A 24104-nucleotide genomic window follows, 5' to 3' on the forward strand; every position below is an offset into this window, starting at 1 on the left:
CATGCAGCCGGCCCTGATTGAAACGACATCGGATCAGCTGGTTTGGCGTTCTATCGGGACAATGCCGCATTCAGGCAAAGACCGGCATCACGAGGCTCCGAGCGTCGGTTGTTCGCTCCCGGGTGTCCTTGAAGGCGCTGTCGTCCGCGTTCGCAAGAGTTTGGGACCGTTCGAAGGAAAGGTGCAGCGAGACGTCCTTTACCAACTCTGCCAAGGTCTTCGCCTGCATTTTTTTCATCAATTTTGCACGATGCACTTTCACGGTGATTTCGGTGATTCCAAGGAGGGCGGCGATCTGCTTGTTCAACAGTCCGTCGACAACGCCCTCCAAGACCTCGCGCTCTCGTGACGTCAAGGAGTGAAAACGCCGGTCAATCGCAGCCTTGGAACGATTGATGCTGGCACGCTGCCTATACGCCAGATCAGCGGCGCAAACGGCGTCGAGGACTTCCTGCTCCCGGAAAGGTTTCTGAATAAAGTCGAATGCGCCGGCCTTCATCGCGCGCACGCTCATGTTCACGTCTGCGAAGCCGGTCATGAACACGATCTGGGACTGCGAGCCTCGATGCGACAGGCGCTGCTGAAGATCAAGGCCACTCATCCCCTGCAGCCTTACGTCCAGCAAAATACAGCTGGGTTCGAGGGTAAGTGGAGATGAGAGAAACTCGGAGGCTCCGACGAAAGTCACGACCGGAAACCCAACGTTCTCGATCAGGCTCGATACCAGCATGCGAGTGTCGGGATCATCCTCGATGACTGCAACGCACCCCAGATTATGAAGATCGTCATCCCGAGTGGAACTCGTTGCTCGCCTTGATGTAGAAATCATCATTGACTTTTCCTCTCGCGTTTCGACACGTTAACTTTACGCGTGCTTCCCCATGACAAAACGTTGAAGTCAGTGAAATGGTGTCAAACGGCGAGAAAGCCGAGGGAAACCCACTCCTCTCACTATTGCCCGCCGTAGCCCCTCCCACTACGGCCGTATGCCCTGATGAAGGCTTGCACCGTCAATGCAAGATCAGCAACGGCCTGGTCCAATTCGTCGCCGGACTTTTGGAACGGCATGGGTAGATCCCCCAATGTCCAAGTCCTGAGCTGCATCTCGAGAACCGATGACATGGCTTCGTAGTAGTCGGCTCGCTGTGTATCGACCTGAGGATCGTGGTCTCCGAGAGTTTCGAAGACTGCAGACGCTCCGCATACATTTCTCAGCGCCAGGAGAACACTATTCAGAGCATCTGAGCTGGCTATGGCACCGTTGCCGAGACTTAGTCCCATCGCCGCAACCTCAGCCCTGGAGCTGCCGACACCCGCGTCTGCCTGTGCCTTCGCAATCTCCGCCGAATGCGGCCCGTGGCGCGACCTTCGCACGCTGGACGCAAATGACAGGTTTGCGGATACGGCTGTCCGGAGAGTATCGGAAATCGCGACACGATCGTCGGTCGGGAATATCAATATGCTCGCAACCACACCGAAGAGAGCACCAAGACTCTCGTTCACCGCTCTTAAAAAGATCAGATCGTCTGCGGGTCTGATGAGGTCAGAGAGCAACATGAACATCGGCGTCAGGAAGATCGTGAATAGCGCGTAATTCACCGTGCGTAAGGCAATGACCGCGGCCGCGAGCGGAACGATCGTTAGAGCCATCGCACCGTCGCCAGGGCTGTTCATGAGCAACCCCGCGGCGACCAACCCGCCGAGGAGAGTGCCTGTTGCTCGCTCCAACACCCGGGCCCAGGTGTTCCCCAAAGCCGGCTGCATCACGACCAAAGTCGCAATCGTTCCCCAGTATGACAAGGTCACTCCAAGCCACCTCTCCACCAGATGGCAAGCGGTCACAGCTGTGGCCACCCTTAACGCTTGATGCCACACAACAGACGGCATCGCAGGCCTCTCGAAGATCGTCGCTAATAGGCCCGTGGATAAAACATCTTGCCGTTGTTCCGGGCTTGTTGTTCCGCCCAGAGACATCAGTGCGATGGCCGCGCCCTCTATGCACCTGCCGAAAGCCTTGTTTTGGTCTTCGGCCGCGCGGTGGAGAGACCTTGCGTCTTCGTTGATTCGAGCCGAGGTCATGGCTCCTGAGTCCAAGCAATCGATCACTTCCCGCAACAGCTCGTCTAAATCGCGAAGTAATGTGACATTATCTTCGCTGAACACCCCGCCTGACCTGCGTAGGTGCCCGAGAGCGATCAGATTACCTAGTAACCTCGAGGCTACGTCAACCGCGTGACCGTGCGGCTTGCTCCCCAAAAGACGTCGCGCAACGATTTGGCGACCTCGCTCAATAGCGATCCTCACGGCCCTACGGGTCAGCGTCTCATATTGCAGCCAGGCCGCGCTGTCGCCAACTGGAGATCGGTCGAGATCGATCAGCGCGCTCAGCATCGTCCGCAACCGGCTGTAGATCGTCACGAGCAACAATCTGCCCGGGGCATTGGTGTGGTTCGGCCATATCAAGGTCGATATGAGGATTGTCGCCGTCGATCCGAGCAGGAAGCAACCTCCAAGTTGGAGCGCTCCCTCGAATGGACGGGGTGTCGACACACCGATCACAACTGCAATTGCGGAGATGAAGCTACCTTGGGCGGGTCCGGGTCCGAACGCGGGCGCGTAGGATCGACCTAGACAGCACAATGCGACGAGAGTGAAGAGCGTTGCGGTAGCAGCCACGGTGCCGAAGTGAGCACCGAAGGATGAGAGGGCAAACACGATCGCGCCTAGGATCGCAAATTTCGCCATGACACGGAAGCGAGACCGGGCTCCGCCGAACGGGTCGCAAAGGGAGGTCCAAAATGCGGCGACAACGCTGAATGCCAAGTCTGGTATATCAAGGCAGATTGCACCGGCTAGCAAAAAAGCGATCGAAATTGCCGCTCGAACCCCATCGAGAATGTCCAACTGTTCAGGGACGACAGCATATACCTGTCCTTCAGACCACAAGGTCCGTCGCGAAACAAATGACACGAGCCTCGAAGTTAGGCGCATTTGTTGTGTGCTCTTCCGGTAGAGGTGGCGGCCCATCGGCACCACAGCTGAGGCAGGTGATCCGGCGGCAGCGAATGGCCCTTGGCGCATACGCTAGCGGCTGCTTCGAGCGCCCGCGGGTTGAGCCTGGTTGTTTCGCGGGAAATCACGTTCAGCTTGCGAGCGCCGTGTCTAGGCGCTGTCGTAGAAGCGAGTTGGCTGTTCGTAGGTCGGCGGTTTCGGAACCGTCCTGAAAACTTCGGACGATTTCAGCAAGCTTGCTGAAGCCTTCCTCCGTCGTATTAAGACCCATCGATCTGTCGGCCTTTATGCGGGCGAGGTGCAATCGAAGCTCCCATCCTAGCGCCGACGTTCTGCGCGCAATTGCGGTACCATCGTTTAAAAGACGATGTACCACATTGAAGTTCGAGTGTGGCGACGAAAGGAGGATCATGGCCTTCGTCCGTAAAAGCTCCGGCAGAAGGTAGGTCCCACCAGCGCGTTCGCACAGACCCAGTGCAGTATCGATGGCCGAAACCGCTTCGGTATGCTCGCCAGCGATGGCAAGTCCCTCTGCGAGGGCACGAAGGGTTCCGAATATCAAACTCTGAAAGCCGATCGAACTCACCGATCGTAATTTCCCGCGCAACAAATCTATGCTCTGTTCCGCTTCGCCACGAAGGACCAGAAGCTGGCCGCGCACCGCCATGCCAGCTTCACGGTATCCGGACAGATTGCCATTTGTCGCCGTTAGTTCAGCCAGTTCATCGGTCAGGATATCCGCTCGATCTAGCTCGCCGCTGTCCAGAAAAACGGTTATGCCCATTAGCAGGCTCAAACATAAAGCGGCTGGTTGGCTTCTTGCCTCCTCGATGGCACTCTCGGCCATCTGCAACGCTGTTTCCGGCGAGCCTCGGAGCCACGTGACGCGCGCTTGGGCGATCTTCGCTAGCGCAAGGTGGGCCTGCTCGAAGTACCCCAATCTCGACGGAGAAAATCCGGTGGCTCGCGCGAGACTATAATCGTAAGTGGCCGCGGCCTCGAATTGCTCTCCGAGCATGTGGTACATCGTTCCCAGCATCCAGCCCGCCACAAAATTGTCATACGAGCCACTGTGGTGATCGACCTTGTTCGCGTAAGCTTCTGCAACGTTGAGGCCCGAACGGAAATCGCCCTGCTTCAGATAATACATTCCCAATCCCGCCAACAGGTGAGATTCTATGCGATGGTTTTTGAGGCGACGGCTGAGCGGCAGTCCGATATCGAATAAGTTCGCAACCTCCGTATCGCCGCCATGCCCAAAGAGCGTTGCGATCGTGAGACTCTCCAAAAGCTTGAGGTGCAGCTCCGTGTTTTGATGTTTGGGCGGCAAAAGCTCTAACGCGCGTTGGCACCATCTTCTACACTCATCGAACTGCATCAAATCTTGGAAGGTTTCGAGCAGGAGACAACATGTCTCAACTCCGATCTCGGCGTCTCCGCCTTCAGAGAACGCCCACTCAAGCGCAGTGCGTACGTTTCCAATGTCGAAATCGTGCAGCGAGGTGTTTTTGCCCGATCCGCCCTCGCGGGCGCGCATTCTTCTTAGGTAAAAAAGGGCATGTCTTCGTTGAGTTTCGTGCCGCCCAGGTTCGCGCGTCAGCCTGAAGGCCGCGTATGTTCTGACGATCTCCCGGAGTTTCAACGCGCCGGTTGTCTCATCCACCCCTCCCGACGACACCATGGATTTGTCGACCAACTCACTTATCGCCATCGAAACATCGGCGTCACTTATGCCGGATCCAGCAACGACATCCGTCGCCGCATCTATCGTGAATTCGCTGGCGAACACAGATAGCCTGTTCAAGACCGTTTGGGTGTTCTTCGACAGAAGAACGTAGCTCCAGTCGAGCAGCGATTGAACAGTCTGGTGCCGAGGTGTCGCGTCCCTGTCGCCGCGCCAACGGAGCGTTAACTGATTATCCAGCAGCTCCAATACTCCGTCCAATCCATACATGCCAACGCGGCTGGCCACCAATTCTATCGCGAGGGGATTCCCGTCCAACCGCCGGCAGATAGCAGCGACTATGGCGGCCTCCTCGTCAGCGAGGGCACCTTTGTGGCCACCGTCAACGGCTCGGCTCATGAAAAGCTCAACCGATGGCCATGCCAGAGCGTGGTTCGCAGTCATCCGTCCCGTATTGGGGGGGGTTCCCAAGGGCCGCAAGAGATACACCGCCTCCCCCGTGACCCGTAGTGCCTCGATGCTCGTCGCAAGCACGTGCGTAGAAAGTGAATGTTTCAGGACGAACGAAACCGCATCGGCAACCCCATTGATGACATGCTCACAGTTGTCGACGATCAACAGGCTCCGCCTTTTAGAAAGCCATGTAACCGCGTCGCGAAGCGGATCGCTGCTTCGGACACTTGAATTGACCGATGATGCGACGGCGGCCGCGACTAGAGCGTCATCCGTGACAACACTGAGATCCACGAACCTGATCTCATCGAAGTTCCGGAGGCTACGCGCCAAGGCTGTGACAAGAGTGGTTTTACCAACCCCACCTGGTCCCACCACCGTGATTAACCGGCGCTCTTGGACGGCACGCTCCAGTTCTTCAAGATTGGAAGCCCGACCCAAAAACTTGTCCGAGCGAGACGCGATCGGAATCTTGATCTCGCGTTGAATGATGACGGGATCGTCGAAAACTGCTTCGTCGGAGATGCTGTGGGAATGCGCAGAGGATACGTCCTGTTGCGTTTTGACAGGCATCACGAAGCTGTAGCCCCTGCCCGCGATGCTGGCAATATATCGGTCGCCGTTGACGCCGCAACCCAACTTACGGCGAAGGTGGGCCATCTGAACACGTATATTGGAGTCCTCAACACTCAGGCCGGACCAAGCGCAAGCCATCAGTTGGCGTCTCGAAAGGATCTCACCTTGTTTATTAACGAGTGCTACCAACATATCAAAAGCACGGCTGCCGATCAGCAGCTCACGCCCGTCCCGCATGAGTTTCCGCGAGACCGGATTAAGGCTGAAAGGGCCAAATTTGAAAACAGCGTTCACGTCACGCACCCCCGTTGGTGCCCGCAACTGTGTGGCGACCGAGGCTTTGCACACTTATCACTATCAGTAGTCTATACGATCTAAGAAAAGCCGGGGGTTAAAACCGGTAAATAGTAGCGGCTGCTACCCCAGCGAGCACGAAATGCCGACCGTTTGGAAGTAACTCTCCATTCCTGGAAACGACGGACTTGTCGGCTGGATGACCGACGATGGTGAAGCGGTTGTGATCATGACAGCGAGCAATCCTGTTTTGCGGTTTGGGCACAAACCGATCGAGCACGTCATACCAACGGCACTCGGACGCTATCGCAAGGGCGCCGATGGCGCATGCTCCGCTATTGCGGAAGGATTCTCAGATATTGCTCTTTTGCTTCGGCGCGATGGGATGGGAAACGCGCGCCGGGAACGTTGACGGTCGCCACGCAGTTGCGCAGCGTCCGGCGGGGGACTGGTCTACATCGCATGCTGCGGGCAGCGGACCACCACCTGACGCAACGGCGCACCCGATCGTCCGTCGGTCGCTAGTCAGAGGACGGATGTTACGTGGCGTCGGCTGATGTCTTGGGTGGCCGCGTACGAGTCCTTAAAAAGCGCCATGCGGACCTCGTGATAACCTCTGCGAGCCGGATCAGGCCGGAACTCTCTTTCGAATTGGACAATGCGGCTGGCAGCATCGGCGATCGAGCCCGCTGCACCTATTCCCGCAAGGGCCATGGCCGCAGCCCCGGTCGCCGCCGCATCCGCGCTTCGTACACATCGAAGCGTGCGACCGAGCACGTCAGCGCGAATCTGGTTCCAAACGTCCGAAGCAAATCCGCCGCCGCCGCAGTTCAGGATCGACGGAGAGCTGTCGGCGGAGCGCTCAAGCGTCTCCAGCGCCCATTGCGCCGAATATGCAACGCCTTCCATAACTGATCGCACCAAGTGGGCGGGACCCATGGAGGAGTCGAGCCCAAGGAATATACCTCGCGCGAATGGGTCCCAGAGCGGCGCCCGCTCGCCATCCAGATGGGGGATGAAAAGCGGAATGCGTTCCTGTCCACTCATGGCGGCTGCCAGAACACAAAGTTCGTCGATGCTTCTACCCAGGAGACGGCTGAGCCATGCTAGCGACGCGCCTCCGGATTGTATCGGCGCGGCATGCAGTGTGATTTCCTGATAGGTAGGAAATGCTGCAACTCCCGGCGTCGGGATGCGCTTTGGCGATACGATCCCCAGCACGTCACTCGTACCGCTGAGATACATTGCGCTTCCAACTTTCCCGACATCGACGCCAAACATGCCACTCCATGCGTCCATAGTCCCGACAATGACGGGCGTACCCGCACAGGGCAACCCCGGCAAGACGCGTCCCGCGACATGTGTGAAATCACGCAGTGGGGGCAGGCGTTGCACTGCATCCGGCACGAGATCAAGAAGCGCCTTGATGTAATTAAGTTGTCCGTCAACCAGACCAATAGATGCTATCGCGTCCGCCGCAACCTCTCCCGTCAATCGTGCGATGCAGTAGTCCTTCGGCAGGATGACGGCTCGCGAGCGGCCCCAGATGTCCGGCCTGTTGCGTCGCATCCATTCCATACGGCTGAGACAATGACTGGCGTCGATAGGAAATGGAGCACCCCACCATGCAATCCGACTCTCAGCGCCCACTTGCCCATCCAGTTCGACGGCGATGTCGGCGCATCGCAGGTCCTGCCAGACAATCGCCGGAGCGAGTGGCGTTGCGTTGCGGTCAATGAAGACGTGAGTATTGGCCTGGGAGCATATGCCGATAGCCTGTAGCCCCCCGAGGTCAAAATCGCGCTCGAAGCCGGCAAGAGCCTGAATGGCCACTCTGATCCAATCATCAGGTTCCTGCTCGACGATCCCTGGAGCGGGACGCGCGGTGGGATACGACTCGACATAGTGCCCCAGTTGAGTGCCCGCCCCGGTCACCAGCACTGCCTTAATGGCGGTGGTGCCGATATCGATGCCGATAACAGTTTTATCACTCATGTCCCAACCTGCCTTTCACGTGGGCTTGGACGCTCACTGAACTCACGGCGGATAGACTACTACTTGCCTCCCCAAGGTAAATGCTGCGAAGAATTCTACTGAGTCCCTGGTTGGTGAGGTAACGCATTGCCTCGGCCGCTCCCAAGTCGCTTCCCAATTGCGCCAAGTAAACGAATGTGATCGTATGCGCTACCGGATGATGAGGGTGCGAAGCATGAATAAGCTGCCTGCCTCTTATGCCAGAGGACGCGTGATCCTGAGTTCCTCCGGCAGGAGCTGGCGGGGTGTCCAGGCCGAACTTCGCTTCCATCCCGCGGGCGAGAGGCCACCTGGTACAATCGACGTAAACGAGATCTGTGTCGTCATGCGCGGAACGACGGTGGTAACCCGTCAGGCCGAGGGTGTGCGTGAACGGATCGTAGGGGCGCCGGGAACGATCGGATTAAGCCCCTGCGGGATACGAGAGGACTTTAAATCGATCTCTCGTACGATAGACGAGATGGTACACATCTATCTGCCTGCATCGTTTTTATCAAATCTCGCCGGAACGCTCCGCAGCGATGCGTCATCGCCTTCTATCGACTATCATGCCGGCTTTCGTGACCCGCTCATCGAGTGCATCGCGACGGAATTCGTCAGGGAACTAACTTGCGAGACCTGGGGCGGGAGTTTGCTCATCGAAGCCCTCTCGGACGCGTTAGCTCTGAGGCTCCTGAATAGTCACGCGGGTTTTGGGATTGACCCTGCGCGCAGCGCAATCGCATCACCAGGTCTCGACTCAAGGCGCCTCCAACGCGTGATCGACTATATCGATGCTAATCTCGCAGGACCGATTACCTTGGACGATCTGGCAGCTGTGGCCTCGCTGAGCCGCTTCCATTTCTCGCGCATGTTCAAGATTGCAACCGGGCAGTCGCCCAGCACCTTCGTCGGTCACCGTCGGCTGGAAATGGCCAAGATACGACTCGCGGCCGGCCTTTCGATCGCCCAGATCGCATTCGATTGCGGCTTCTCGTCTGAGTCAAATTTCGTCCGGTCCTTCAAACGCGTCGGCGGGATGACACCGGGCGAGTTCAGGCGCATGTCCCGCCAGTGATGCACTACTGATCGACCGGTTATCACCGCGTGTGCCGCAAAGGACCTCAACTGCGCACAGACGGAATAATGTGCAGCACGCAGTGACCGTGCGCAGCTAGTCCAGCAATATAGAGTGGTGCCGCAGCCGAGCAGGAGGTGGCACTGTGAAGATTGCGATCGTTTTGACATCGCACGACCAACTTGGCGACACGGGCAAGAAAACGGGCTTCTGGTTGGAAGAGCTTGCTGCACCGTACCTCCTGTTCCGAGAAGCCGGCGTCGATATCACGTTAGCCTCACCGAAGGGCGGTATTCCGTCGCTCGACCCCAGGAGTTGCGAAGCCGCCTATCAGACGGATGATACGCGGCGATTCGAAAGCGATGCGTCCGCCATGGCGTCGCTGAAAGCCACGCGTCGACTGTCGTCGATCGCCGCAGCGGAGTTTGACGCAGTGTTTTTCTCAGGCGGCTACGGTGCGCTCTGGGACCTGACGAATGATCCCGACGCGCTTTCCTTGATCGAGACGATGCTGGCGACGAGCAAGCCGGTTGCGCTGGTGTCTCATGCTCCAGGCATTCTCACCAACGTCAGGACCCCGGATGACCGACCAATAACCATGGGACTCGAGGTGACCGGCTTCACGAACTCCGAGGAGTCCGTGATGCAGTTCAGGGAGGTGGTGCCTTTCCTTTTGGAGGATCTGCTCAAGAGCCAAGGAGCGAAGTTTTCAGCTGCGGAGGACTTCAACAGCTATGTCGTTCGCGATGGCCTTCTGGTGACCGGCCAGAATCCTTCGTCGTCGAGGACCGCAGCGATCACCCTTCTGATTGCATTGCGAACGGAATGAAAGCGGTCGGAGCAGTTAATTGCGTGAGCTGCGTAGTGCAATCCTGTCGAGGAAACAGCCGCTGTTCCGCGCCAAGCGCAACAACCGAGAAGAGGCGGATCCGTGACGTTTGGATGTTGCCCGCACTGGCAGCCGACGGTTTCCGAAGGTCTTGAATAAGACCCGAAACCTGAACCCATGTCATTCTTTTTGCGGTTGAACGGATTAGAAACGACGGCCCTGTTATTGTAAGGCCCCGTCTCCAGTTCTTCGACTGCGGTTGGCTTCAGCAGCTCGCGTCGTACGCCGCCATCGTCCTCTCGCCGAAGGAGACGTTAGGCCGAGGTTTGGCCCAGCGGCTTCTACCGACGTAACTCTTGAAGCCGGCATCGTTTAACGCTTTTTTACTGTGTTTTACGCACGCCTCTCAAGTCGACCGGATAGTGTGTCTGTCGGTTGTCGTCCCATCCGTGATGGGTAGGCGGTCGGATCAAAGGACACCATATGACAAACGTCAAAGTTTACGCGGTTCTTACGGCAAAATCCGGGAAAGAAGCAGAATTGGAAGACTTGCTAAGAGGCATGGCTGCGCCTTCGCGGGGAGAGAAAGGTAACTTGCGCTATGATCTTTGGCGAGACGCCTCGGAGCCGAGCCGTTTCATCCTTGACGAGATGTACATCGACGTGGAGGCCAACTCCTCTCATCGTGAAACTCCTCATTTTCAAAACTACGTGGGCAAGATCGGCGAACTCGCGGATCGATCCGTTTATACCGTGACAGCCGTCGACGTGATTGACGTATGAGCATGAGATTCACTGCATTTTACAACGCTTAATTACACTCGATCGATATCCGGCGTGAAGATAACGCATCCAGTTACAGGGACGGGTCCGAAACACTTTTCCCACCCCATTAAAGATGCGACCGATGCTCGACAAAGCCTATCACGCTCAATGCGCCGCGGTTTACGTTCATTCCTCCGATCCCGTGGAGCGCGGGCGATGCCGCCTGACACTGCTGTCACTGGCTTTGGGCAGTTTCTGCATTGGCACCTCCGAATTCGCCAGCATGGGTATCCTCCAACTGTTTTCCGAAAGCCTGGGGATAAGCATTCCTACTGCGACGAACGCCGTGACTGCCTACGCTTTCGGAGTGGTCATCGGCGCACCACTTGTCACGCTAGCGGCTGCACGATTAAACCGTCGCACCCTGCTTCTCATGCTCATGGCGCAGTTCGTATTGGGGAATATCCTGTCCGCGCTGGCGGCCAACTTGGAGATGTTCGTACTCGCTCGTTTCATCAGCGGCATGCCCCAAGGTGCATATTTCGGGGCAGGAGCCGTTGTAGCCACCTACGTCTACGGCCCTGGCCATACCGGCAAGGCCTTTGCTCTGGTGATGATGGGACTGACCGTGGCGACCATCGTCGGCTCCCCACTCGCGACGTTCCTCGGCCAGACCATCGGCTGGCGAAACACCTACTTTGCGGTGTCGGGCCTCGGCGCGCTATCGTTCCTGGCGCTAATGGCGTTCGTGCCGAAAACCCACGCTCTGAGCGGTAGCTCCGTCATACAGGAGCTTAGCGCTCTGCGTAAAGGAGCAGTATGGATGACCATGCTCGTCGCCGCTCTCGGCGTTGCGAGCATATTTGCGATCTACACTTTCGTAGGACCGTTAATCACGGATGTCGCCATGCTGGAAGCAGGATGGATCCCGGTTGCACTTACAGTTTTCGGACTCGGGATGACTGCAGGCAATTTTCTTGGCGGTCGCCTCGCCGACACGTATCCGGCACGCGGTCTCCTGCTCGGATTTGGCGTAGCAGTCGTCGTACTCGCAGCACTGGCCACTTTCGGGTTCAAGCTTCCCGTCCTATTCGCCGGTTTCTTCCTGGTCGGCGCAACCATGTTCACCGCGATACCGACTATCCAGGTCAGACTGACTAAATTCGCTCCCGAGGCGCCCACCCTTGTAGGCGCGATGAATTTGGCGGCACTCAACCTGTCCAATGCGATCGGGGCATGGTCGGGTGGCCTCGCGATTGCGAGCGGCTTTGGCATTCTCTCCTCCGCTTGGGCGGGGTTTTGCCTCACGCTCACCGGTCTCGTCATCTTCACCATGACGCTCACTCGCCGTCCTAATCTGGCAGCCGCCTAGACCGTCACACATCGTGGTACCTTAGCGCATAAGGACAAACGTACGGCAACAGGAAGCCGTGTTGGGAGCAGCAACAATGTCCAAGCCAAAGCTTTTCACGCCCATTGAAATCAAGGGCCTCACATTGGCCAATCGGATCGTCATTGCGCCGATGTGTCAGTACTCCGCCGAAGAAGGGAACATGAACGAATGGCACTTGATACATCTTGGCAAGCTTTCCCTCTCAGGCGCAGCGCTCTTGACGATTGAGGCAACTGCAGTTCTCCCGGAAGGACGGATTACCTATGGAGATCTCGGCCTCTACAGCGATCAGAATTACGCGGCTATGAGCTTGACGCTCGAGAGCATCCGGCGGTGGTCGGACATGCCTATCGCGATTCAGCTCAGTCACGCAGGCAGGAAGGCGTCGACCGAAGTTCCCTGGAAAGGTGGCGGCCAGTTTGCTCCAACCGACGGACTCGGTTGGCAAACATACGGCGCGTCGCCGATCTCCTACAACGCTGATCAACAACCGCCCGTCGCTTTGGATAAAGAGCGACTGAAACGCGTTCGCGATGCATTTGGAGCTGCCGCGGCGCGAGCCGACAAACTCGGTATCGACATCGTGCAACTTCACGCCGCGCACGGTTATCTACTCCATCAGTTTTTGTCACCGTTAGCCAACCAACGCACGGACGAATATGGCGGGAGCCTCGAGAACCGAATGCGCTTTCCCTTAGAAGTTTTCGATACGGTCAGCGCAGCATTCCGTGAGAAGCCGGTTTCAGTGCGTATCTCTGCAACGGATTGGGTTCAGGGTGGCCTGACGCTTGAAGAGTCGCTTGTTTTCGCACAAGAACTCGAAAAGCATGGCGCTGGCGCGATACATGTGTCCAGTGGAGGCCTCCATCCCGCCCAGAAGATCGCAGTAGGGCCTAGCTACCAGGTCCCGTTGGCTCGAGAGGTGCGGAAGGTCGTGCACGTTCCCGTGGTCGCGGTTGGCTTGATCACCGGCTACGATCAAGCCGAAGCGATCGTCGGGACTGGTGACGCCGACATGGTAGCCTTGGCAAGAACTATCCTATTCGATCCGAACTGGCCGTGGCACGCTGCAGCGGAGCTGGGTGGTAAAATTCGTGTACCAAACCAATACCTTCGCTCGCAGCCCAATCGGTATCGCGGTCTTTTTGAGACGGAATAACACGCAGCTCCACGATAACATCAACGCAGAAAGGATCTCAGGATGCCCCGTCATTGCAGATTCCGGGATTCTGCCGCAAATGGCGCGGGGACATTTTCTCGGGCGAATGAAAGCTAACACTCACGGGGTGCATCCCACTCGGAGCTATCCGGGAAGGCTCCATTTTATAGATCAGGCCAAGTCAGAGACCCAAGCCGTTCTTGTTGAGGAGTGATTGGCAATGGTCGGCGGGCGCATCGACGCCATTTCTGTTGGTGATCTTGAAAACGGCATTGGCATCGTCAGCCGGGCTTCGTCTTCGCAGAAGGCGTAGGTCTCCAAAGGTCGATGGCCGCTGCGGCCGTCCACGCTGGCCGCGTGGCCGCAAATTAGCGAAGCCTCGGAGCGGATCGGGGTTCGGGTTTAGAAGAAAATGTCGAAATCTTGAAAGCCATTCGCTATGCGGTCAGTCCTGCCCACTAGGGAGCGACTGCTTTAGGATAGCACGCCGCGAATTCTTGAACTGCCCTGATGCCACTCTCCCATGCACCGTGAGCTGTAGAGAAGTCGAAGCGACTTGTGGCCTCGCCTGCAAAAAACAGTCGCTCGCTCACTGGTTTTGCCAATGTCTCGCGGTCTCGAGCGCAGCCGGGCAATGCATGGCTATATGAGCCGTGGATCCATTCAACGTTGCACCATGAAGAGGACGAAATTGGCTTGAGGTATTTTTCAATTTTACCACCGAGCAGCGCCGTCAACTCCTCGATGGCAAAGGCGAAAGCTTCGAGAACTCCAGCGTCTTCGATCGCGATCGCGCCAGGGCCGCCAAAAAATCCCTCAACGATCGGGCGACCAAGCGGTCGGATGTAGTAACTGCCCGTTTTGTCGTTTGCAGGATTGCCCAGAAGATGAGTTTCCGCCTCCAGACCATGATTGCCTTCAAGGTGGAAGAAAAGTTTGTCCGCCAGGCCAAGCGGCAGGTTCCCAGCCGCATGCAGGTGGTCGTCCATTTCCGCATCGAATTCGATAAGGGCTCTGGCAAGCACGGCTGTCGAGACAGTCACGATTACCGCCCGGGAATCAACTGTTCCGCGATCGGTCTCAATCCTAACGCCAGTTCGGGTTTGCCGCACCTTCCTGGCAGCGCAAGATAAATAGAGAGGAACAGGCGGCATACTCCTTACCAACAACGTTCCATATCCTTCACGCACCCGCCAGTTTGACTGGGTCGCGGCCTTGTCGTAGGCAAGGAAATCCTCGACTGAGAGACTATCGAGCGGCGCACCGTTGAGATATCCGCTTAGAGACTGACAGTAAGCGTTCCACTTCCCACCTGGGTCAAGGGCATCCGAAGCTCGATCAGAGGCCGGTGGGTCTCTTTCCATCTGTTTAGACATTCCCGCCCAAGCCTCAAGGGCAGCTTTTCGATCATCGGGAGTGAACCCGAGGTCCCGCCATTGATCCTGCCAAGCGGTGCGACCTTCTACGACATCGAAGCCTTCAGCCCTTGCCATATCGACCAGCGGATTGCGTTCACCAGAATGTAACCAGCCACAACCCATGTCGAGTGGGAGACCATAGATCTCGTTGGTCCAGGCTCGGCCGCCGACGCGGCTGCTTGCTTCAATGACGACTACCTTGCGACCCAGCGAGGTCAGCATACGGGCCGCGGAAATACCAGCTGCCCCAGCGCCGATTATTGCCACCTCGAAGTCCATAACGCGCTCCGTTAATTTTGGTGAAATTGGCCGCCGGATGCTCATGATTCGGGCTACCGAGACTATAACGCCTACAGATCTTTGTTATTGTACATCATGAGCTTTTTCGAAACCCTAGTGGCGCTTCTGGCAGTCGCCGTGTTTCTGTTGCAGATCACAAGGCGAGTCCACCTGCCCTATCCAGGCATTCTTGCCGCGGCTGGCGTAGCGGTCGCGATGGTTCCCGGAGCACCTAACATCCCGATCGATCCCCATACAGCGTTGGCGCTTTTTATCGCGCCTGTCCTCGTCGACTCTGCCTATGACTTTCCTATCGGCGCTGCGAGGCGCATGCTCCTGCCGATCTTTGTTTACGCAGTAGTAGCCGTTCTCGCTACCACGGGTATCGTCGTTGCTATTGGCACGATGACCGCCGGCCTCCCCCTAGCGGTTGCCGTCACTCTTGGCGCGATCGTCGCTCCTCCGGACGCTGCGGCGGCAACCGCCGTTCTGTCAGGACTACCCGTCGATCGCAGGGTGGATACGCTGCTCAAGGGCGAGAGCCTGTTCAACGACGCGACCGCCCTTTTGCTGTTCAGCGCGGCTCTGAACGTCCATGCCAGTGGCGGGCTAGGGTCGGCGACCGTTATCAAGATTGCGATCGCGGCACCGGGTGGGATAGTTTTCGGTATAGCATTTGGTTATCTTCTGTCCAGACTCAGGCCACTTACGGAAAACACGGTAGGCGGGACGCTTCTCCAGTTCGTTTACGCGTTCGCAACCTGGTTAATCGCCGAGAGACTGCATCTGTCGGCGGTATTGGCTACCGTATCAAGTGCTATGACTATCGCCACTTTGGCGACTGTCAACGACTCCCCCCGGATGCGCGTCCATTCGTTTGCCGTATGGACGACCGTGGTCTTTCTACTGAATGTGGTAGCGTTCTTGCTGATGGGCCTGCAGGCGAAAAGCATCGTTCAGACAATGTCTCCTGATGAGCTAGCCCGCGCGGTCGGCTTCGCCACGATTGTCGTCATCAGCGTGATCGTTTGCAGAATGGCGATTGCTTTTCTCTTTCACGCGGTAGTCGCGTACCGACACAAAAGAGGGGGTTACCTCGCACCATTCCAACATGGAGAGACTATGCTTGTGGGGTGGGCCGGGATGCGTGGCCTCGTCACTCTTGCGACTGCATTCGCTCTCCCACCAGATTTCCCCGAGCGCAACTTGGTAGTACTCGCGGCGTTTGCCGTTGTGCTTGCGACGCTTGTCATCCAAGGGGGGACGCTGGCTCCGATGATCCACCTTCTCCGGCTAGGCCGCCAGACGGCAGTCCGAAAGGAGACCGATGTGGCTAGAGCCGGCCTTGCTGAAGCTGCGGTCGCAAGGTTGGCCTCAGAAGAAGGACCCGAAGCAGCAGCACTCATTGCTCAGTATGCCAAGACCGCAGCGGACCCCGGCGGCCTGTCGGACGATCGACGCCGCGGGCTATTGCGCGCTGCGACCCTAGCTCAGCGCCAGCGCCTCGATGAACTTAGAGACGCCGATCTCATCGGCGCGACGCAATATCTGGAATTGCAAGAGGACCTGGACTGGCAGCAGCTGGCGGCCGAGTCCGAGAAAGAAAGGCGGATAACGGAAAGCTAAGGGGAAAGTCTCTCGTTGAGGCTCCTGCTAGTCGCCATTTTCGAGCAGCCGTAATCAGCGGTTATCGAGAAGCCGCGACTCCCACAGTACTCATGAGATTTGAGCTGTTGAGATCATCAAGCACTTTGTTCGCACGCTGCAGATCGGGCGTGACAAAACCGTCAAGGAATTGGCCATATACCGGCTCGAGCACTGTTTTCGCATCATTAACCTGAAACTTTTCCAGGAGAAGCGAGGCGAGGTCCGTCGCGGCCCGTAGCCGCCAAGCCCAAGAACCATGGTCTTCCGCAATCGCCAGAGCCCGCGACAGAGTTGAATGTGCATCGTCATCGCGACCTTTCGACCGTTCTTCGATTGCCTTGAGACGAAGCAATTCGGGAAGCATTGAGCGTTGCGGGCCGATCTCGAAGACGTAATTGAGAATGCGAGCCGCTTCATCCACGCATCCGATCGCGTGAAGCGCTCTCGCCAGAAGCGCGTAGTAGACATGCCTGCCGTGCTGAGGGAGGCCAGTGCGGAGTTGATCGAACGCCCGCATGATCGCATCAGGATCTCTTCTTGACCCGGAAAGTGCGTCGAAGGCTTCCGCATAACAGACGGCAACCGGGGTCCAGGTTGGCATGTCATACCTGTCGATGGCTTCCCTCAATTTGGCGAGACAGTGCCCGCCGAGTGCGTAGTCGCGGCATTCGCTGAGTATGAAGAGAATACCGCGAGTGAAGCAGTATATCAGCGTCCAACCATGATGTGCCTCCAATGCCCAATGGGCTGCGGTCTGGACCCGACGTAATCCGGTTCCCGGCCTCTGAGAACCAAGCCATTGAGCCGCACCCAAGGTGTTTTCGGTCCTGATCCGAATGTCGGCGTCAAAACGAGATGCGGTCCCATCCGAAGCGTTCCGTATTTGCTCACGGAGCCGTTCAAGTCGAGCGATAACTGCCGGGTAGTCGCTCTGGATAACATCCATCTCGGCGAGAAGGGTCTCGTGCTCCCACAGAGCCGGGCGGTTACCGCTTTGCATCGCGGCGTTCTTCAGCTGCGCAAGTGTCTCCTGCGCTGCCGTTCGGTATCCTGGCAAAAGTCGATAGCTAGCCAGCGCCACAAGTCCCTGGCACTCAGCGTCTTTGTCCCCGACATCACGCGACAGCTTTATAGCTTTCTCGAACGTCGCAATGGCCTTATCGGTATCAGTCGAGATAAATCTGGTGACCGCGGCCAGCCCCAGGAGGAGCTTCAGCTGGAGCGCGCGCTCTGAGCAAGATATCCGGTCATACGCTGTAAGAGCCTCTTCGCAGTTCCTTCTTGCGTCTTCGATCATGGAAAGTTCATGCCAAAGGGGAAGGCCGATAGCCACGAGCCTCAGCCCGAGCAACGTGTCACCATTCTGATAGAGAGCCCAGGTGATGGCCTTGCGCAATTCTTCTGCGCGGGTTGCATAGGTCGCGTACCACTTTTGAGCCGGGAGTCGTGCCCGCTCGGTTATGGACCTCTCAAACACCTCTAGAACATATCGAGCGTATGCCGCCGAAACTTGTTCAACCTCGCCTGAAGTCTCGAGCAGGCTGGCAGCAAATGCTCGTGTGCTGTCCAGAAGCCGATACCGCATATCGTCGGATGAGTGCTCGATGCTCAACATCGATTTCGAGCGAAGGCCCGCAAGCGCGTCGAAGACAAGGGCGGGATCAAACTGGCGGTGATGTATCACGCGCAGTAGTGCACCTGGTTCGAATGGGTGCGCGAATATCGAGGCGGCACGTAGGACGGCCGCCTCGGTTTCGGTGAGCATTGCATAACTCCACTCCAGCGTGGCGAGAAGGGTCCGCTGCCGCGGCGGGGCCTCAAGCTCGCGGCCGGTAAGTCCAGCAAATCGGTTGTCGAGTTCTCTGAGAACATCGGCCGCCGCTTCGACCAACAGGCGGGGCGCGATAAGTTCGATCGCAAGCGGCAGACCGTCAAGCCTCCGGCAGATCTCTGCGACTGTTTCTGCGTCCCGGTCCGTCAGTTTGTAATGGCCCGCCTCCGAAGCCCGTTCAACCAGCAGCTTGGGAGCGGGATATGCCAGGACTTCCTCCGCGGCGGGAGCTACGCCTGCCGGCGGCACCCCCAGGGGCGCTAGCCATACGACTTTCTCGTGCTTGGCGCGCAGAGCTTGTCGACTTGTGCAAAGGATCCTCACGCTCTCGGTTCTTTTGAGTACCACTTCGCATAGATGCGCCACGGCATTGCTCACATGCTCGCAGGTATCTAACACCAGCAGGGTTGCTCGTTTGGCGAGGGTTGAGGAAATGGCATCAAGTCGGTCTTGACTACCTGAATTGATGCCCAGGACGGCCGCAAGTGAAGGTATGACATATTCTTCATCGGTAATCCGCGACAGATCTACAAACGTGACAGAAACCTCTTCTTCGCCCTCAACAATCCGGGCGACAGCAATAGCCACCGTTGTTTTGCCTATGCCTCCTGCCCCGACGATGTTGGTTAGCCGGCTGACCCCGACGGTCTTGCACAGCTCGGCGATTTCGTCAGCTCGGCCAATGACGTTACCTAAGTGAGGGAGCTGTGTGCTCGCGATGCTCTGCAGGTTACCATCATCAGGCGCAACGCCATCGGCTTGGTCGCTAAGCCAATAGCCCCGGTTTGAAAATGTCTGAATATAGTTGCCCATCGCCGAGTATTTTCGAAGGGTTCGCCGCAGCGAGGCGATTGTGACCTTGAGATTGCCGTCCTCAATGAAGATGCCTGGCCATACCGCGTCGAACAGGTCTCGTTTTGTTACGACCTCTCCTTTCTTACGCGCCAGTGCGATGAGCAATTCCATTGCTCGGTTGCCAAGGCGCACCTCTTCCTCGTCGTGGAACAAACGGCGGAGCTTGAGATGCAGGCGAAAAGGCCCGAAGGTGACTATCTCAGGCGGTTGCCGTGGTGCCATCAAATTCTCCTGCAATACGGAGAGCTGCTTGCGAAAGCAGCGATTGGACACGTCTCACGGGAAGACCGGACAAACAAAGGCGTGATGTGCAAGAGACTGCCCCCTCGCACCAATACCGCACAATACCGCTGGAGTCATCCGCCTGATGTTAGCACGCCCTGGCGACTGCGACCGGAACTCCTTTGTAGGAGGGCGTTCCGGAGGTGCGGTCGAAGTGCTTCAATGGCACCAAAGCATTCAACTCAGGATAATATCCGGCGACAGAACCTGATGGAATGTCGTAGGCAACCGCGGTAAGCCGCTGTACCCTAAGATCGCGGTCCTCCGCGTCAATCAGGCACCGAATATCGATGAGGTCGCCGTCACTGAGTTGTAGAGCTGCCAAATCGGCCGGATTCATGAAAAGAACGTCCCGTCGGCCAAATACCCCACGATACCGGTCGTCCATTCCGTAAACGGTGGTGTTATATTGATCGTGGCTTCGGATCGTCGTCAGAAGGAGAGCGTCTGGCCGTGTCAATAAGGGATCCTCAAGGAGGCCCCGAGCGACCAGGAAGTTTGCTTTCCCGGTGCGGGTGTTCCACCGACGGAATGATGCGGCCACATCCAGACGAAACCCTCCCGGAACTCGGACTCGCTTGTTAAAATCGAAAAACTCCGGGAATACAGCTTCAATTTTATCTCGGATCCGGCTGTAATCCGCGATCAGCCCATCCCAGTCGATCGAATAACGCCCACCAAGCGTGGCCTTGGCGATGCCGGCAATGATTGCCGGCTCCGACTTCAACATCTTCGCCGGCGGCTTTAGAAAGCCCCTCGACGCGTGAACCATCGACATCGAATCTTCCACGGTAACGGCCTGGGGACCCGAGTCTTGCGTATCGAGATCCGTTCGACCCAAGCAGGGAAGTATCAACGACGTTCGCGCTGTAAGCAAATGCGATCGGTTCAGCTTAGTAGAAATATGCACTGCGAGATCAAGCTTACGCATCGCCTGAAACGTCGCAAGTTGGTCCGACATGGCGACGGCCAGGTTCCCACCGAGGCAGATCAGCGCTTTCGAACGCCCTTCCGCGATCGCATCAACAGCCTCAATGGCGCTGTGTCCCGTTTCGCCGTTAGGCCTAAAGCCGAAAGCCTTCTCCATTCCCTCCAGCAGCGCCTCAGTCGGGATCTCTGTAATCCCAACGGTGCGGTCACCCTGAACATTGGAGTGGCCGCGGATCGGGGCGATCCCAGCGCCTTCGCGACCGATGTTGCCGCGTAACATGAGCAGGTTGGCAACCTGCTGTACGTTTTCCGTCCCGTGGGCATGCTGCGTCAGCCCCATCCCATAGCAGACGATTACGTTTTTCGCCTTCACGTAGACATCGGCTGCGCTTTCGATGGCTTGGGGGGTGAGCCCGCTAACTGATTCGATATCAGCCCAGCTCGTCGACTCTATGTCCGCCTGGAGTGCGTCGAATCCAACCGTGTGCTCCGCGATGAAGGCACGATCCAAGACCCCCTCGCCTCCGCCCGCAATCGCCTCGGCGTCGCGAACGAAAATCGCCTTCATGATCCCCTTCAACGCTGCCAGGTCACCTCCGACACGGACCTGATGATAAGCGGAGGCTATACGCGTCGATGACATTGTAGCCATCTCAAGCGGATCTTGAGGTGCCGCGAAACGCTCGAGTGCACGTTCCTTGAGCGGGTTGAACACTATGATTGGCACACCTCGACGCGACGCTTGATGCAATGTCGACATCATCCGGGGATGATTGGTACCGGGATTATGTCCGAAACTGAAGATGGCGTCGGCGTGGTCGAAATCCTCCAGCGTCACAGTACCTTTGCCGACACCGATCGACATCGGCAGGCCAACGCTCGTAGCCTCATGGCACATATTGGAGCAATCAGGGAAGTTGTTTGTCCCAAATGCGCGGACGAAAAGCTGATAGAGAAACGCCGATTCATTCGAGGCTCTGCCGGACGTGTAGAACTCCGCCTGGTGAGGGCTGTCCAGATGATTAAGCTCACTCGCGATCAATTCGAACGCGGTATCCCAACCAATCGGTTCGTAATGATCAGTGTCGCGATTATAGAGCAACGGAAGCGTAATCCTGCCAGCGTCTTCTAACTTGTGGTCTGTCCATTCCCACAGCGCCGCCACGGTGTGTTGTTCGAAGAAAGAGGCATCCGTCTTTTTGGCGGTCGACTCCCAGGTGATTGCCTTGGCCCCGTTTTCGCAAAATTCGAACGACGAGGTGTGTTTGGGATCCGGCCAGGCACAACCTGGACAATCGAAACCCTCCGGTTGGTTGGCCTTTAGCAGCGTTCGTGTGCCCTGCGCGATGATTTGTTGATGGGCAAGGGTCTTTGCTACGGCTTTTAACGCATCCCAGCCGCCGGCCGGACGGTCGTAGCGCTCGATGCCTTCTGGTCGCTTTTCCTTCACGGGATCCTCGTGGCAAATATAAGTTGAAGCTTGAACTCTATCAGCACATCACACGTGACGCACATTATACCGCGGCATAGTGGATCCGAGCGATATTGGAGGATGAACCGTGGAATTGAATACTGCCCGCGCAATCACAACCTCGACCCATAGCAGCACTGCTCCAGCGTGGGATGATTTCTGCGGGTCATGGAAGAAAGGGGTTTGGTCATTTCGCGTCCTGCGAACTTCGTTTTTGATAGCTTCAGGCGACGCTGAGTTCGTCTGACGTGGATAATGTCGTCAGAACGCGTTGGTCACAATTGCATCAATAGTTTCTCCATTTTATTGCTCGTGGCGCAATTATCCCAGTCGCCGATGCTGATCTGGACCGGGGCGTAAAATCTTATCGGCAGGGCGCGGCGGCGAAGGCATCCGGGTAGCGGCAATTTCACGATCAATGGCAAGTCGTCGTCTGGGGCAGTTGAAGGGATCTGAACACACGACCCAACATCGAGGATCAAAGAGGCCGATAGCAAAGCCTGAGCTGTTGCACTTAATTTGAGATTCCTCTCGCCAGGAGTCTTAAATTATCTGCCAAAGAATTCGAAACAACCGCATTCTTACGTACTGCCAAACGACAACGGCGACGTGGACCTCGCCGTCGAGAGCCCGATGATGGACTTCCTGCCAGTCCATCGGAAACAAGTTCTTCCACGCTCGATGCCATTCGGTCTCGGGCTCCCACCATCGGTCACAAACGGCGGTGCTCACGTGGGCCAGTGACGCAGGCGCTTGGTGCCGCACTTGGCTAGCGCCGGCGAGCCGCAACCGGGACAGATACCACGGGTGCCAGTCGTCGCTTCTTGGCGGATTCCTTCTACGAGGGCGAACTTCATAGTTATCTCCAAACAGCCGTGAGCACACGCCATCAGCGACGTAAGCTCGGTTCCTAGCAGGGAAATTGGCGGGCGGCTTGGTTGCCGCTTGGAGTTTCTTCGGGCAGTTTCGGCTGCCTCAAGTTCTGCTTCGTCTGGTCCGCCTGACGAATAAGCTGAGGCTATTCGTCCATACTTCAGAAATCAACTGTATAAACGGCTTACGCACCATTAACATTGACGACGTCGTCGTTCTTTATGCATCGGAGGCTGAATTGTATAGCATCGCTATTCGACAACCTGGGGCGATAATGGAAAGGAATCTTACAATCATCTTCGCAGCAGTAGGAACAATCGCAAGGCCAGGGAGTTAATGCTTCAGTCGGGCGTAAGCGTAATTGGAGCGTGGCGCTCTCCCCATCCCTTGGGTGTCCGAGGTTGCTTCCAGCTTTCGAGCTGTGACGCGGGGTTCGAATCCCTGCCCCGACAACCGATCTCGCGGGCTACCTCAGCCTGACCCCGACACGACACCCCTTCTCCGAGGGATGCCTGATCACCTCGCCATCGAATGCACCGCCGAGTTTCGATCCGATCCCGTCGTCCCCTTGGACGGATGGCGGCGATGGTGGAAGTGAGGCCACGCGAGCAGATCATTCAAGCGTGAAGCCCTCGCAACCGACCTTCATAGTGATACGACTTCCGGTCATGGCTTCTAGCGGAGGTGCTTGAAAAAGTACGCCCTCCGATTGCTCGGAAAGCGGACGCTGCGGTCGCGTTACGGCTCCTTGACCTCACCTGGTCATATTCGGCGTGCGAGGCACGCCGCTAAGCGACGCAGCTGCTAAAAGCCGTGGGTAAGGCTACCGCCAGGCAGGACCGCATCGATTTCCGGCACGCCAAAGGAAAGACAGCCAGCCTTTCGGGCTAATAAGCCCTCCAGCGAGCCGATGGCTCGCGCAGATCGGAAATCACCCTTTCGCAGGTAGCACTCATCGTTCACGGCCCCCTGCAAGGTCGTGTTGGCGACCGTCATCATGTCGAGCAAAAAATCGCAGGTTCTGGTGAAAAGATTGGCGCAATGACGCGTCATTTCGGTATCCACCTTGAGACGGCCGACCACTTGCTTTATATGATGCGTGATGATTGATGCGCGATGAGGCGGATATGAGAACGACCTTAGCGATTGACGACGATGTCCTGATCGCCGCAAAAGCGATGGCAACCCAGCAGCACCGGAGCGTCGGCGAAGTCATTTCTGAGCTGGCGAGACGCTCTCTGCGCCGCCCGCCCAGCAGCGGC

General features: G+C 57.2%; 14 protein-coding genes and 2 pseudogenes. 8 read left to right on the forward strand and 8 right to left on the reverse strand.

What is annotated here, in order from left to right; translation table 11 throughout:
- Positions 1–70: 70 nt before the first annotated feature.
- The 3 genes from CO660_RS25335 to CO660_RS25345 form a co-directional block, all read right to left on the reverse strand.
- Complete coding sequence (locus tag CO660_RS25335; RefSeq protein WP_245421375.1) at positions 71–832, reverse strand: response regulator; 762 nt, start codon at positions 830–832, stop codon at positions 71–73.
- Between the two features lie 119 nt (positions 833–951).
- The gene (locus tag CO660_RS25340) at positions 952–2418 is read right to left on the reverse strand and encodes an FUSC family protein (RefSeq protein WP_176536378.1); all 1467 of its coding nucleotides are present in this window, start codon (positions 2416–2418) and stop codon (positions 952–954) included.
- Positions 2419–3142: 724 nt separating this feature from the next.
- Positions 3143–6019, reverse strand: a complete 2877-nt coding sequence (locus tag CO660_RS25345) for a winged helix-turn-helix domain-containing protein (protein WP_141504913.1) — start codon at positions 6017–6019, stop codon at positions 3143–3145.
- A 199-nt stretch (positions 6020–6218) separates the two neighbouring features.
- Here CO660_RS25345 and CO660_RS32905 point away from each other — a divergent pair, with 199 nt between their 5' ends.
- Entirely contained in the window at positions 6219–6431 is a 213-nt protein-coding gene (locus CO660_RS32905) for a hypothetical protein (protein ID WP_141504915.1), read from the forward strand.
- A 113-nt stretch (positions 6432–6544) separates the two neighbouring features.
- Here CO660_RS32905 and CO660_RS25350 read toward each other — a convergent pair whose 3' ends face one another.
- Positions 6545–8014, reverse strand: coding sequence for an FGGY family carbohydrate kinase (locus tag CO660_RS25350; protein WP_097601067.1), 1470 nt, complete (start codon positions 8012–8014; stop codon positions 6545–6547).
- Between the two features lie 499 nt (positions 8015–8513).
- On the opposite strand from CO660_RS25350, the gene CO660_RS25355 reads away from it, so the two are divergent.
- The 5 genes from CO660_RS25355 (at position 8514) to CO660_RS25375 (ending at position 13256) form a co-directional block, all read left to right on the forward strand.
- Positions 8514–9110 (forward strand): AraC family transcriptional regulator, encoded by a 597-nt coding sequence (locus CO660_RS25355; RefSeq protein ID WP_176536379.1) that lies wholly within the window; start codon positions 8514–8516, stop codon positions 9108–9110.
- A 145-nt stretch (positions 9111–9255) separates the two neighbouring features.
- A complete protein-coding gene (locus tag CO660_RS25360; RefSeq protein WP_097601069.1) occupies positions 9256–9939 on the forward strand; it encodes a type 1 glutamine amidotransferase domain-containing protein in 684 nt (227 codons plus the stop codon).
- A gap of 483 nt (positions 9940–10422) precedes the next feature.
- On the forward strand, positions 10423–10722 hold the full coding sequence (locus CO660_RS25365) for a putative quinol monooxygenase (RefSeq protein ID WP_097601070.1): 300 nt from the start codon (positions 10423–10425) through the stop codon (positions 10720–10722).
- A 124-nt stretch (positions 10723–10846) separates the two neighbouring features.
- Positions 10847–12076: an MFS transporter gene (locus tag CO660_RS25370; RefSeq protein WP_097601071.1), complete on the forward strand. Its 1230-nt coding sequence runs from the start codon at positions 10847–10849 to the stop codon at positions 12074–12076.
- A gap of 76 nt (positions 12077–12152) precedes the next feature.
- Positions 12153–13256, forward strand: a complete 1104-nt coding sequence (locus CO660_RS25375; protein ID WP_097601072.1) for an NADH:flavin oxidoreductase/NADH oxidase — start codon at positions 12153–12155, stop codon at positions 13254–13256.
- A gap of 458 nt (positions 13257–13714) precedes the next feature.
- Here the strand turns inward: CO660_RS25375 and CO660_RS25380 are convergent, their stop codons facing one another.
- A complete protein-coding gene (locus CO660_RS25380) occupies positions 13715–14953 on the reverse strand; it encodes an NAD(P)/FAD-dependent oxidoreductase (RefSeq protein ID WP_097601073.1) in 1239 nt (412 codons plus the stop codon).
- 96 nt (positions 14954–15049) lie between these two features.
- On the opposite strand from CO660_RS25380, the gene CO660_RS25385 reads away from it, so the two are divergent.
- Positions 15050–16579, forward strand: coding sequence for a sodium:proton antiporter (locus CO660_RS25385; RefSeq protein WP_097601074.1), 1530 nt, complete (start codon positions 15050–15052; stop codon positions 16577–16579).
- Positions 16580–16640: 61 nt separating this feature from the next.
- On the opposite strand, the gene CO660_RS25390 is transcribed toward CO660_RS25385, so the two are convergent.
- The 3 genes and pseudogenes from CO660_RS25390 to CO660_RS25410 form a co-directional block, all read right to left on the reverse strand.
- Complete coding sequence (locus tag CO660_RS25390) at positions 16641–19508, reverse strand: winged helix-turn-helix domain-containing protein (protein WP_097601075.1); 2868 nt, start codon at positions 19506–19508, stop codon at positions 16641–16643.
- Positions 19509–19656: 148 nt separating this feature from the next.
- Positions 19657–21948 carry an FdhF/YdeP family oxidoreductase gene (locus CO660_RS25395; protein WP_097601076.1) on the reverse strand — a complete coding sequence of 764 codons (2292 nt, stop codon included), beginning with the start codon at positions 21946–21948 and terminating at the stop codon, positions 19657–19659.
- 1704 nt (positions 21949–23652) lie between these two features.
- Positions 23653–23798 (reverse strand): annotated as a pseudogene (locus tag CO660_RS25410) (damage-inducible mutagenesis protein); the annotation flags it as partial.
- Between the two features lie 171 nt (positions 23799–23969).
- On the opposite strand from CO660_RS25410, the pseudogene CO660_RS33975 reads away from it, so the two are divergent.
- A pseudogene (locus CO660_RS33975) lies at positions 23970–24104 on the forward strand (CopG family transcriptional regulator); the annotation flags it as partial.

This window comes from Rhizobium sp. L9 (assembly GCF_002531885.1).
Taxonomy (GTDB): domain Bacteria; phylum Pseudomonadota; class Alphaproteobacteria; order Rhizobiales; family Rhizobiaceae; genus Rhizobium.